General features: G+C 66.8%; 10 protein-coding genes. 8 read left to right on the top strand and 2 right to left on the bottom strand.

All coding sequences use genetic code 11. The features are described 5' to 3' along the window. The first annotated feature begins 141 nt into the window (after nt 1–141). From lpxO to LO55_RS20880, 3 genes are all read left to right on the top strand, one after another. On the top strand, nt 142–1,041 hold the full coding sequence (lpxO, locus tag LO55_RS20890; RefSeq protein ID WP_071362966.1) for a lipid A hydroxylase LpxO: 900 nt from the start codon (nt 142–144) through the stop codon (nt 1,039–1,041). Nucleotides 1,042–1,163: 122 nt separating this feature from the next. Beyond that, complete coding sequence (gene wrbA / locus LO55_RS20885) at nt 1,164–1,763, top strand: NAD(P)H:quinone oxidoreductase (RefSeq protein ID WP_071362965.1); 600 nt, start codon at nt 1,164–1,166, stop codon at nt 1,761–1,763. 105 nt (nt 1,764–1,868) lie between these two features. Then, nucleotides 1,869–2,567 carry a glutathione binding-like protein gene (locus tag LO55_RS20880; protein WP_071362964.1) on the top strand — a complete coding sequence of 233 codons (699 nt, stop codon included), beginning with the start codon at nt 1,869–1,871 and terminating at the stop codon, nt 2,565–2,567. A 12-nt stretch (nt 2,568–2,579) separates the two neighbouring features. Here the strand turns inward: LO55_RS20880 and LO55_RS20875 are convergent, their stop codons facing one another. Then, nucleotides 2,580–3,317, bottom strand: coding sequence for an SDR family oxidoreductase (locus LO55_RS20875; RefSeq protein WP_071362963.1), 738 nt, complete (start codon nt 3,315–3,317; stop codon nt 2,580–2,582). 237 nt (nt 3,318–3,554) lie between these two features. Next, nucleotides 3,555–5,540 carry a peptidase U32 family protein gene (locus LO55_RS20870; RefSeq protein WP_071362962.1) on the bottom strand — a complete coding sequence of 662 codons (1,986 nt, stop codon included), beginning with the start codon at nt 5,538–5,540 and terminating at the stop codon, nt 3,555–3,557. Between the two features lie 167 nt (nt 5,541–5,707). On the opposite strand from LO55_RS20870, the gene LO55_RS20865 reads away from it, so the two are divergent. The 5 genes from LO55_RS20865 to xylG all read left to right on the top strand — a co-directional run bounded on the left by LO55_RS20865 (nt 5,708) and on the right by xylG (nt 12,913). Continuing rightward, nucleotides 5,708–8,008 (top strand): FAD-dependent oxidoreductase, encoded by a 2,301-nt coding sequence (locus tag LO55_RS20865; RefSeq protein ID WP_071362961.1) that lies wholly within the window; start codon nt 5,708–5,710, stop codon nt 8,006–8,008. A 169-nt stretch (nt 8,009–8,177) separates the two neighbouring features. After that, nucleotides 8,178–9,281 (top strand): LacI family DNA-binding transcriptional regulator, encoded by a 1,104-nt coding sequence (locus tag LO55_RS20860; protein WP_071362960.1) that lies wholly within the window; start codon nt 8,178–8,180, stop codon nt 9,279–9,281. Between the two features lie 150 nt (nt 9,282–9,431). Next, the gene (gene xylB / locus LO55_RS20855; protein ID WP_071362959.1) at nt 9,432–10,238 is read left to right on the top strand and encodes a D-xylose 1-dehydrogenase; all 807 of its coding nucleotides are present in this window, start codon (nt 9,432–9,434) and stop codon (nt 10,236–10,238) included. A gap of 83 nt (nt 10,239–10,321) precedes the next feature. Then, complete coding sequence (xylF, locus tag LO55_RS20850) at nt 10,322–11,317, top strand: D-xylose ABC transporter substrate-binding protein (protein ID WP_143054682.1); 996 nt, start codon at nt 10,322–10,324, stop codon at nt 11,315–11,317. A gap of 72 nt (nt 11,318–11,389) precedes the next feature. Next, a complete protein-coding gene (gene xylG / locus LO55_RS20845) occupies nt 11,390–12,913 on the top strand; it encodes a D-xylose ABC transporter ATP-binding protein (protein WP_071362957.1) in 1,524 nt (507 codons plus the stop codon). Nucleotides 12,914–12,919 lie beyond the last annotated feature (6 nt).

The raw sequence follows: 12,919 nt of genomic DNA, 5'->3' as shown, positions 1-12,919 counted from the left end.
GCGGGCCATGCGGCCCGTGCGCCGGCGCCACCCTCCCTCCCCAGCGAGTCGGCGGGGCCGCCACGGCCCAGCAGCCGATGTGGTATCCTGCGTCCTTGATCAAGAAGGCCAGCCACTCCCATGGCTGCGATGGAGGATGTGATGAAGTGGGTCGTGGTGGGTTTCTATATTCTGTCTATCCTGCACATCCATTTCCGCGGGCGCGTGCGCCTGCCACTGCGTCGCCAGATCTTCGACCACTCGTCGTTCATGGCGCCGATCAATATTTTCATGCACAAGTTCTCGAAGGTGCCGAACACGCCCTTCATCCCGGTGAGCGAGTTCCCCGAACTGGCGCGCCTGCAAGAGAACTGGCCGATCATCCGCGCCGAAGCCGAGAACCTGCTCGCGCTCAAGAAGATCAAGGCGGCCGAGCAGAACGACGATGCCGGCTTCAATTCCTTCTTCAAGAACGGCTGGAAGCGCTTCTACCTTAAGTGGTATGACGCCAGCCACCCGTCGGCCGAGCGCCTGTGCCCGCAAACCTATGCGCTGCTGCAATCGATCCCCTCGGTCAAGGCGGCGATGTTCGCCGAGCTGCCGCCGGGCGGCAAGCTCAATCCGCACCGCGACCCGTTCGCCGGCTCGATGCGCTACCACCTGGGCCTGGCCACGCCGAACGATGACCGCTGCTTCATCGACGTCGACGGCGAGCGCCACAGCTGGCGCGACGGCCAGGGCGTCGTGTTCGACGAAACCTTCATCCACTGGGCGATCAACGGCAGCGAGAGCGACCGCGTGATCCTGTTCTGCGACGTCGAGCGCCCGATGCGCTACCGCTGGATGCAGGCCTTCAACCGCTGGTTCGGCCGCACCGTGATGACCGCCGCCGCCTCGCCGAATGAAACCGGCGACCAGGTCGGCCTGGTGAGCAAGCTGTTCCGCATTTCCTTCTACGCCGGGCAGTACCGCCGCCGCTTCAAGGCCTGGAACAAGACCGCCTACAACATCACCCGTGTGCTGCTCGTCATCGCGCTGGCCGCCTTCATCTACTGGATCTGATCCGCCTTAAGGCCTAGTGCGCGCAGGCAGCCGCGCCTGCACAATCCATGTGGTCCCGAAAACGGGCGTTCGGCCATTGTCGCTACAATGGCCGTCCCGAATCCCACACATGGAGGAAGTCGATGGCAAAAGTACTGGTACTGTATTACTCGACGTATGGCCACATCGAGACGATGGCAAACGCCGTTGCCGAGGGCGCGCGCAGCACGGGGGCGACCGTCGACGTCAAGCGGGTTCCCGAGACCGTCCCCGAGGACGTCGCCAAGGGCGCCCACTTCAAGCTCGAGCAGGGCGCGCCGATCGCCACCGTCGCCGAGCTGGAGCACTACGACGCCATCATCGTCGGCGCGCCGACCCGCTACGGCCGCATGCCGGGCCAGATGGCGGCCTTCCTCGACCAGACCGGCAGCCTGTGGGCGCGTGGCGCCCTGAACGGCAAGGTGGGCGGCGCCTTCACCTCCACCGCGACCCAGCACGGCGGCCAGGAAGCCACGCTGTTCTCGATCATCACCAACCTGCTGCACTTCGGCATGACCATCGTCGGCCTGCCGTACAGCTACCAGGAGCAGATGACGCTGGACGAGATCGTTGGCGGCAGCCCTTATGGCGCCACCACCATCGCCGGTGGCCAGGGCCAGCGCCAGCCGAGCGAGAAGGACCTGGGCGGCGCCCGCCACCAGGGCGAACTCATCGCCAAGACCGCCAACAAGCTGTTCGGCTGATCGATGCGATGCCGCCCGCTGCAGCCAAGTGCGCAGCGGGCACATTGAATCTTTGGTATCGTGGAACTCTGCCGCCACGGCGGTGCTCGATGAGGCGCCAACGACATGACCAAGCTTTCCGCTTTTCCCATCACCCAGAAATGGCCGGCCGCCCATCCCGAGCGGTTGCAGCTGTATTCGATGCCGACCCCGAACGGCGTCAAGATCCCGATCATGCTCGAAGAGATCGGCCTGCCGTACGAGGCGCACAAGGTCGACTTCGCCAAGGACGAGCAGAACTCGCCGGCCTTCCTGTCGCTGAACCCGAACAACAAGATTCCCGCCATTCTCGATCCGGACGGCCCGGACGGGCAGCCGCTGGCGCTGTTCGAATCGGGCGCGATCCTGCTCTACCTGGCCGAGAAGAGCGGCAAGCTGATTCCGCAGGATGCGGCGGGACGCTACCGCGTCATCCAGTGGGTGATGTTCCAGATCGGCGGTGTCGGGCCGATGTTCGGGCAGCTCGGCTTCTTCGTCAAGTTCGCCGGCAAGGACTATGAGGACAAGCGCCCGCGCGACCGCTACGTGGCCGAATCGCGCCGCCTGCTCGGCGTGATCGACGCGCAGCTGGCGCAGCATACCTGGATCGCGGGCAACGACTTCACCATTGCCGACATCGCGGTATTCCCCTGGATTAATGGTTTGCTGAACTTCTACGAGGCGGAAGACCTGATCGGCGCCGAAGACTTCGGTAATGTGAGGGACGCGCTGGAGCGTTTCCTGGCGCGCCCCTCGGTCAGGAAGGGACTCAAGATCCCGTCCTGACTCGGCTTCGGATCAGTAGGGGCTGGACGTCGGCCGCACGATCATTTCGCTGACGTCGACGTCCGCCGGCTGCTCGATGGCGAAGGCGATGGCGCGCGCGATCGCTTCCGGCTTGATGGCGCCCTTGCGGAATTCGCGCATCGTGTCGCGCGCCAGCGGGTCCGAGATCGAATCGGCCAGTTCCGACTCCACCACGCCGGGCGAGACCAGCGTCACGCGGATGTCGCCGCCCACTTCCTGGCGCAGGCCCTCGGTGATGGCGGCCACCGCGAACTTGGTGGCGCAGTAGACGGCCGCCGTCGGGCTGACGGTGTAGGCGCCGATCGAGGCGATGTTGATGAACTGGCCGCAGCGGCGCGCCTGCATTCCCGGCAGCACGGTGGCGATGCCGTGCAGCACGCCGCGGATGTTCACGTCGATCATGCGGTTCCATTCGTCGATCTTGAGCGCATCGAGCTTCGACAGCGGCATCACGCCCGCATTGTTGATCAACACGTCGACCTGGCCATGGCGCTCGAGGGCGAAGTCGACGAATTCTCGCATGCTTTCCAGGCTCGTCACGTCGAGCTGGGCGACGTCGGCCTTGCCGCCGGCTTCGCGGATGTCGGCCGCCAGCGCCACCAGGCGTTCGGTGCGGCGCGCGCCCAGCACCACGCGGTGGCCGAGCGCGGCGAGATGGCGGGCGGTGGCTTCGCCGATGCCGCTGCTGGCGCCGGTGATCAGGACGACTTTGGACAGTTGGTCTTTCATGGTGGGCTCCGTTGTGTGGACAGTGGAGCCAGTATGGACGCGCACGCCCGCGCCGCCCATGCCGAAAAATCGCTGCGGATTGCACGATCGTCCGGAAGTGAAAATGGTGTAACGGGGCAATACCATCAAGCGATGAGCAGCCCGGCCGTCGTTCCCGCGAAGGCGGGAACCACATTTCTGTCAGCGCTGCGACGACGTTGCAGCACTTGGGTTCCCGCCTTCGCGGGAACGACGTTTCTACGCTTTCGGCGCCTGCTCGCGCGGACGCTGGCGGTGGAAGGTCAGCGGGGTGTAGGCCACGTTCGACGGCGGCGGCGATTTGAGGATGTTGGTCTTCATGGCCCCGACCACGTGCATCTCGCACGGCTTGCAATCGAAGCGCAGCGTGTATTTCTCGTCGCCGCTGACCAGCGTCATCGGCTCGGCCTTCACCTGGCCCTGCACGCCTTGCACGCCCTTGGCCTGCTTCGGGCACAGGTTGAACGAGAAGCGCAGGCAGTGCTTGGTGATCATCAGCGACACTTCGCCGGCTTCCTCGTGCGCTTCATACGCCGCGTCGATCAGCTGCACGCCGTGCTTGTGATAGAAGGCGCGCGCCTTGTCGTTGTAGACGTTGGCCAGGTAGCTGAGCTGGGTTTCCGGGTAGACCGGCGGCGGTTCCACCGGCGCCTTGCGCTGCGGGCGCTCCCAGGCCGCCAGGCGCGCGGCCTCGTGCGCGGCGATGGCGTCGCGGCGCAGGGCGTTGATGGCGGCGCTCGGCACGAACCACGGCTGGCTCAGCTGCAGCGCGACGTGGCCGGCCTCGAACATCGTGTTGCCGAGCTTGGCCAGGCTGGCGCGCAGCCCGGCTTCGGCCTGGGCCGCCTGCTGGGCCGGCTCCAGTGCGAGCATGGCCTCGGCGCCGGAGGCGATGCCGTCCTCGTCGACGACGTCCAGGCGCAGGCCGCCCGGCACTTCGCTCAGGATCAGGTCGATCGCCACCTTGCGCTCGGACGACTTCTTACTGAGCGTGGCTTCCCATTGATGGTCGCGGTTGCGGTGGATGACGGTGCCCACCTTCAGGCCGGCCAGGCTCGGCATCGGCTCGTTCGGGAACACGCGCCAGCGCTGGCCGTCCGGTTCCTCGCCCAGCTTTTCGGCGCGGTTGGCCTGGATGCCGCACGTGGCGCGCTTGTTCATGTAGTTCAGGCCGTCGCCATTGGCCATCGGGGCATTGGTGACGATGTCGAAGCTGTCGCCGTTCAGGCGCGCCACGATGCCCAGTTCCACGCCAACATACTTGGGCGAATCGAAGGCGCCGATGTCCGGCAGGCGGCCCTGGGCGAAGTATTCGGTGTGGCCGCGGTGGAAGTTCTTGTCGACGTCGGGTGTGAACATCACGCGGGTGCGGCCGCTGGCGGCGCGCGCGAACTCCGGACGGCGCTCGAGCAGCTCGTCCAGCAGCAGGCGGTAGTGGGCGGTGATGTTCTTGACGTAGCCCATGTCCTTGTAGCGCCCCTCGATCTTGAACGAGCGGATGCCGGCATCGACCAGCGCTTCCAGGTTGCGGCTCTGGTCGTTGTCCTTCATCGACAGCAGGTGCTTGTCGTAGGCGACCACGCGGCCCTGGCCGTCGGAGAGGGTATAGGGCAGGCGGCAGGCCTGCGAGCAGTCGCCGCGGTTGGCCGAGCGGCCGGTGTCGGCGTGCGAGATATAGCACTGGCCCGAATAGGCCACGCACAGCGCGCCGTGCACGAAGTATTCGAGCGGCGTGTCGGTGGCGGCGTGGATCTTGCGGATCTGCTCGACCGTCAGCTCGCGCGCCAGCACCAGCTGCGAAAAGCCGACGTCGCCCAGGAATTTCGCCTTCTCCGCGCCGCGGATGTCGCACTGGGTGCTGGCGTGCAGCTGGATCGGCGGCAGGTCGAGTTCGAGCAGGCCCAGGTCCTGGATGATCAGCGCATCCACGCCGGCCTCGTACAGCTGCCAGATCTGCTTGCGCGCCAGGTCGAGTTCGCTGTCGTGCATGATCGTGTTCATGGTCACGAAGATGCGCGCGCGGTAGCCGTGGGCGAACTTGACCAGCGCGGCGATGTCTTCCAGCGGATTGCTGGCGTTGTGGCGCGCCCCGAAGGCCGGTCCGCCGATGTACACGGCGTCGGCGCCGTGGAGGATTGCCTCGCGGCCGATCTCGGCGGTCTTGGCGGGCGAGAGCAATTCGAGCTCGTGGGCAAGCAGGGACATGGGTTTTCCTTTGGGGCGAAGGACGAGATTATAGCGAGATGGCGCCTGCGCGTCATGCCTCGCGTGGCGCGTTGTCAGCATGGAACCATCTTCGTTCGCGGTCGAGCGAACGCCGCAGCCCGGCCGCGGTCCAACCCGCATCGACGCCACTTGCGAAAGGATGGCCGATGGCCGATCAGCCACATACCCCGGAGCCGGCCGTGCAGGAGCACGGGCGGCATGCCAGCTACCTCCTGCTCGGCGGCGGCCTGGCCGCCGCCACTGCCGCCGAGACGCTGCGCCAGGAGGGCGCGCAGGGCGCCATCGTCATCGTGGCGGACGAGCGCGACCCGCCTTATCACCGGCCGCAGCTCTCGACCCGCTTCCTGGAGGGCGACGCCGCGCCGCCGCTGGCGACGGTGTTGCCGCTTGAATACTTTCACGACAATGGCGTGACGCTGCTGTCCGGCGTGCGCGCGACCGGCCTCGATGCCGACGCCCAGATCGTGCGCACCGACCACGCCGGCGCCATCCGCTATGACCGGCTGCTGGTCGCCACCGGGGTGCGTCCCGTGCATCTCGACGTCCCGGGCGCCGGGCTGCCCGGCATCCACTACCTGCGCACGGCCAGCGAAGCGCGGCTTCTGCGCGGCGCGATGGAGGGCGCGGCGCGGGCGGTGGTGGTGGGCGCCGGCTTCATCGCCCTCGAGATGGCGGCGGCCTTCGCGCGCAAGGGCATGCGGGTGACCGTGCTGGCGCGCCACGGCATGTTGTTCGACAAGCTGCACGACCACGGCATCAGCGACTACCTGCGCGCGCTCTACGCCGGCCAGGGCGTCGACGTGCTGGCCGATACGGTCGCCGCCTTCCATGGCGAGCGGCAGGTCGAGATGGTCGTCACCGAGGGCGGGCGCCGGCTGCCGTGCGAACTGGTCGGAGTCGGCATCGGCGTCGCGCCCGACCTCGGCTGGCTGGAAGGCAGCGGCCTGGCGCTGGACGACGGCGTGTGCGTCGACCAGTACCTGCAAGCCTCGCATCCGCTGGTGTGGGCGGCGGGAGACGTCGCCAATTTCACCGACCCCGTGTTTCGCCTGCGCCACCGCATCGAGCACTGGGACAACGCGGTCAAGCAGGGACGGCTGGCGGCGCGCAATATGCTCGGCATGCGGCTGCGCTACGACGAGGTGCCGTATTTCTCTTGCGAGCTGTTCGGCCAGGGCTTCCAGTTCCTGGGCCATCCCGAGGCCGGCCACCAGCATGCCCGGCTGGGCCGCCCCGAGACCCGCTCCTGGGCCTGCCTGTATCTGGACCACGAGGTGCCGCGCGCCCTGTTTTCCACGGGGCGGCCGGCCATCGAGACGCGCGCGATCGAGTCGCTGATCCGCTACCGCACCAATATCGGCTGGGCCTGCAAGCGCCTGCACGAGCCCGATTTTTCCATCACCCGCATCCCCAGCCAGACCGCGCTGATCCTGCAGGGCGGCGGCGCGCTGGGCGCCTTCGAATGCGGCGTGGCGCGGGCGCTCGAAGACGCGCGCATCCAGCCCGACGTCATCGCCGGGGTGTCGATCGGGGCCTTCAATGGGGTCATCATGGCCGCCAATCCGGGCCATGCCGCCGCCGCGCTGGAGGATTTCTGGCGCCGCCTGTCGCTCGACGTGCCGCAGGCGGCGCACGCGCTGCTCGACGACCGGGCGCGCCGCCTGCTCGGTTCGTGGCAGACGCTCGCCTTCGGCGTGCCGGCCTTCTTCAAGCCGCGCTGGAACGGCATCTTCATGGGCATGGAACCGCTCTCCTGGACCAGCTTCTACGATCCGACCCCGGTCAAGGAACTGTTGCAACGCTACGTCGATTTCGGGACGCTGAAATCGAGTGCGGTACGACTATTGGTCAGCGCGGTCAATGTCGAGACGGCGCGCCTGGAAATCTTCGACAGCTACGTCGACGACCTGAGCGCCGACCACATCCTGGCCAGCGGCAGCCTGCCGCCGGGCTTTCCCTGGACTACCATCGACGGTAAGCACTACTGGGATGGCGGCATCATCAGCAATTCGCCGCTCGAACTGTTGCTGGAGCACTCGGGCACGGCGCGCAAGCGCATTTTCATCGTCGACCTATACCCAGAGACAGGTTCATTGCCCACCAGCCTGATGGAAGTGCTGGGGCGGCGCGACGAGATCGTGTTCGCCGAGCGCATCCGGCGCGACAGCGCCGAGCAATCGCTGGTGCGCGACTTTCGCAAGCTGGTCGAGGGCATCCTGGCCTACGCTACCGCGCCGGAACAGGCCGAGCAGGTGCGCCAGTGGCCCACCTATATCCAGCTGATGGGCGACAAGGATGCCGCGCCCAGCATCACCCGGATCGTGCGCAAGGGGAGCGAATGCGAGACGGCGGCGCGCGACTATGATTTTTCGGCGTTGACGATCGCGCGCCATATGGAAGAGGGCCAGGCGGCGGCCCGCGAGGCGCTCGCGGCGCAGCGCGGCTAGCGCTATGATCGCAATTTGTGGCGGCATGTTAGCGCAAACGCCGCGCACATTTTTCCTGTTTCGCTTAGGAATCGACCCTTACCGGCAAAATCGGAACAGGTCCCGATGGCAAATCCGTAACTATGCTAACATCGGCCAACATTACTAACTTCTAAAGAAATTCACCGACATGAGCAAAACGAGCATCGAGGCCGTCCGCGAATCGATGGAGCAGGGCAAGCCCACCATGGTGGACGTGGCCAGGCTCGCCGGCGTGTCCGCGATGACCGTGTCGCGGGTCATGAACGGCAAGAGCCTTGTGCGCGAAAGCACGCGGCGCAAGGTGGCCGAGGCGGTCGCGGCGCTCAACTACACCCCTAACCAGGAAGCGCGCAATCTGGCCGGCTCCAAGCCGATCCGCGTCGGTTTCCTGTACAGCAATCCGAGCGCCGCCTACCTGAGCGAATTCCTGGTCGGCCTGCTCAACCAGTCAGGCCTCAACAACGTCCAGCTGTTCGTCGAGAAGTGCGAGGCCGGCAACCATGAGATCGAGCATACCCAGCGCCTGATCAACAACGGCCTGGATGGCGTGATCCTGCCGCCGCCGCTGTGCGACAGCGTGGCCGTGCTCGAGTGCGTGGCCAAGGCGGGGATTCCGGCGGTGGTCGTGGCCTGCGGCTCGCCGGCACCCGGCGTCGGCGCCGTCAGCATCGACGACTACGAGGCGGCGCGCTACATGGCGCGGCACCTGATCGCGCTGGGCCACCAGCGCATCGGCTTCATCGTCGGCCATCCGAACCAGACCGCCAGCGCGCGCCGTCTTGACGGCTACCGCGCGGCGATCGCCGAGAAGGGCGCCGACGCCTCCGACGAGCTGGTGGTGCAGGGCATGTTCACCTACCGCTCGGGCCTGGACGCGGCCGAGCAGTTGCTGGGGTTGGCGGAACGGCCGACGGCGATCTTCGCCAGCAACGACGACATGGCGGCCGCCACGGTGGCGGTCGCGCACCGCCTGGGCCTGGACGTGCCGGGCGATCTCACCGTCACCGGTTTCGACGATACCGCCCTGGCCACCACGATCTGGCCCGAACTGACCACCGTGCGCCAGCCGATCGCCGGCATGGCGCGCGAGGCGGTGCAGGCGCTGGTGCGCCGGGTGCGCGCGCTGCGCGAAGACGAACCGGCCGAGCCGGAACAGACCCACATGGACTTCGAACTGGTGCGCCGCCAGTCCGACGCCGCCCCCCGTATCCGTCCGCCGGCACGCCTGCCGTCGGTGGCGAAAGCGCGCTGATATCCGGCAAATCCGGCCGCTGTGAAATCCATTTCAATAATTCGTTGACAACCGTCGAAGGCGCCCATTAGACTGGGATGATTGCGCTAACACTCCTGTTAAGGGGCTGTTCTTCGCATCCATAATACTCAGAATAATCTGGAGACGACCATGACGGCACATGCCGACCCTACGCCGGGCGCCCCGACGCAGGTCTACGCGACCTATCCGGACCTGCGCGACAAGCGGGTCGTGATCACCGGGGGCGGCTCGGGGATCGGCAGCGAACTGGTCCGGGCCTTCGTCGGCCAGGGAGCGCGGGTCTGGTTCCTCGACATCGCGGATGCCCCGGGCCAGGCGCTGGCCGGCGCGCTTCACGCCGCCCCACATGCGCCGCGCTTCCTGCACTGCGACCTGACCGACCTCGATGCGCTCGCCGCGAGTTTCGCCGCCATCGAGCGGGAGGCCGGCGGCATCGACATCCTCCTCAACAACGCCGCCAACGACGACCGCCACCGCATCGAGGACGTGACGCCGGCGTACTGGGAAGACCGGATGGCGGTCAACCTGCGTCACCAGTTCTTTTGCGCCCAGGCGGCAGCCGGTTCGATGCGGCGCCAGCAGGCCGGCGTGATCCTCAATGTCGGCTCGATTTCCTGGCATCTGCCGCACACCGAGCTGGCGCTGTACATGACGGCCAAGGCGGCGATCGAGGGCCTCAGCCGCGCCCTGGCGCGCGACCTGGGGCCTGACCATATCCGTGTCAACACCGTGGTGCCCGGCGCCGTGCGCACCCCGCGCCAGCAAGCGTTGTGGCATACGCCGGCCGAAGAAGACCGCATCCTGGCCGGCCAGTGCCTGCCGGCGCGGGTCGAGATGCAGGACGTGGCGGCGCTGTCGCTGTTCCTGGCGTCGAACAATGCGCGCCGCTGCAGCGGCCGCGAATACTTCGTCGACGCCGGCTGGTACGGCGCGTGACGCGAATAGAATGTCAATACGGCGCATCGCGCGAGCGAGCGTCGACAATAAAGGAGACAACGATGAAACAACGCTTCACGAAGATGGGCATCGCCATCGCACTCGGCAGCGCGCTGCTGTTCGCATCCGGCCCGGGCATGGCCGACGCCAGGAATCCCAGGATCGGCTTCTCGATCGACGACCTGCGGCTCGAGCGCTGGACGCGCGACCGCGATTACTTCATCGGCGCCGCCGAAAAGCTCGGCGCCAAGGTCTATGTGCAGTCGGCCGACGCCAGCGAGCAGCGCCAGATCGCCCAGATCGAGAACCTGATCTCGCGCGGCGTCGACGTGCTGGTGATCGTGCCCTACAACGCCACGGTGTTGAACAACGCGATCCGCGAAGCGAAGAAGGCGAAGATCAAGGTGCTGTCGTACGACCGCCTGATCCTCAATGCCGACGTCGACGCCTACATCTCGTTCGACAACAAGGCGGTGGGCGAGCTGCAGGCGCAGTCGATCGTCGGCCTGAAACCGAAGGGCAACTACTACCTGCTGGGCGGGGCGCCGACCGACAACAACGCCAAGATCCTGCGCGAAGGCCAGATGAAGGTGCTGCAGCCGCTGATCGACAAGGGCGACATCAAGGTCGTCGGCCGCCAATGGGTCAAGGACTGGAGCGCATCCGAGGCGATGTCGATCGTCGAGAATGCGCTCACCGCCAACGGCAACAAGATCGACGCCGTGGTCGCGTCCAACGACGCCACCGCCGGCGGCGCGATCCAGGCGCTGGCCGCGCAGAAGCTGGCCGGCAAGGTGCCGGTGTCGGGCCAGGACGCCGACCTGGCCGCGGTGCGGCGCGTGATCGCCGGCAGCCAGGCGATGACGGTCTACAAGCCGCTCAAGACCATCGCCACCAGCGCCGCCACCCTCGCCGTGCAGCTGGTGCGCAATGAAAAGCCGGCCTACAACGCCCAACTCGACAACGGCTACAAGCAGGTCAGCACCGTGCTGCTCAAACCGATCCTGCTGACCAGGTCGAACGTCGACCTGCTGGTGAAGGACGGCTTCTATACCCAGGGCCAGCTGGCCGGCAAATAAATCCGAATCTCTCCTTTCCCCGGGCCCGCGTCTGCGGTCCGGGGATTTTTTCACGCCTTGGGAAGTGGTGCGATGTCGGGCTATCTGCTTGAAATGAAGGGAATCGCCAAGCGATTCGACGGGGTGCCGGCGCTGGACGGCATCGACCTGGCGATCCGGCCGGGCGAGTGCGTGGGCCTGTGCGGCGAGAACGGGGCCGGCAAGTCGACGCTGATGAAAGTGCTGTCTGCGGTCTACCCGCACGGCAGTTGGGATGGCGAGATCCTGTGGGACGGCCAGCTGCTCCGCGCGCGCTCGGTGCGCGAGACCGAAGAGGCCGGGATCATCATCATCCACCAGGAACTGATGCTGGTGCCCGAGCTGTCGGTGGCCGAGAATATCTTTTTGGGGAACGAGATCACCTTGCCCGGCGGCCGGCTCGACTATCCGGCCATGAACCGGCGCGCCGAGGAGATCCTGCGCGGCCTGCGCCTGCCGGACGTGAACGTGGTGCTGCCGGTGAAGCATTACGGCGGCGGCCACCAGCAGCTGATCGAGATCGGCAAGGCGCTGAACAAGAACGCGCGCCTGCTGATCCTGGACGAGCCGTCGGCCTCGCTCAGCGCCTCCGAGATCGACGTGCTGCTCGAGACCGTGCGCGACCTGAAGGCGCGCGGCGTGGCCTGCGTCTACATCTCGCACAAGCTCGAGGAGGTGGCGGCCATCTGCGACACCATCGTCGTCATCCGCGACGGCAAGCACATCGCCACCACGCCGATGCCCGAGATGAGCGTGGACCGGATCATCGCCCAGATGTGCGGGCGCGAGATGAACCAGATGTATCCATCGCTGCCACATGCCATCGGCGAGGTGGTGATGGAGGCGCGCCACATCACCTGCTACGACCCCGAGAACCCGCGCCGCAAGAAGGTGGACGACGTTTCGTTCCAGGTGCGGCGCGGCGAGATCCTGGGCATCGCCGGCATCGTCGGCGCCGGCCGCACCGAGCTGGTGACGGCGATCTTCGGCGCCTATCCAGGCCGCCACGAGGGCGAGGTCTGGCTCGAGGGCAGGCGGGTCGATACCGCCGACCCCTTGAAGGCGATCCGCGCCGGCTTCGCGCTGGTGCCCGAGGACCGCAAGCACCACGGCATCGTGCGCGACCTGTCGGTGGGCGAGAACATCACGCTGTCGGTGCTGCAGCGCTATGCGCACCTCACCCGCATCGACGACGGCGAGGAAGCCAGCGCGATTGGCGAACAGATCGCGCGCCTGGCGCTCAAGACCGCCAGCCCCGCGCTGCCGATCACCGCGCTCTCGGGCGGCAACCAGCAGAAGGCGGTGCTGGCCAGGATGCTGCTCACCGGCCCCAAGGTGCTGATCCTCGACGAGCCGACGCGCGGCGTCGACGTCGGTGCCAAGTTCGAGATCTACCGCCTGATGCTGGAGCTGGCGGCCCAGGGCATCGCCATCGTCATGGTCTCGTCCGAACTGGCCGAGGTGCTGGGCGTGTCCGACCGCGTGCTGGTGTTGCAGGAAGGCCGGCTGCGCGGCGATTTTCTCAACGATGGCCTGAGCCAGGAGACGGTGCTGGCCGCCGCCCTGGGCCAGGCCTGACAAGCA

Origin of the sequence: Massilia timonae (genome assembly GCF_001866515.1) — a bacterium.
Lineage (GTDB): Bacteria > Pseudomonadota > Gammaproteobacteria > Burkholderiales > Burkholderiaceae_D > Telluria > Telluria timonae.
Note: the sequence above shows the minus strand (reverse complement) of the source record. Positions and strands in the feature narration are given on the sequence as shown.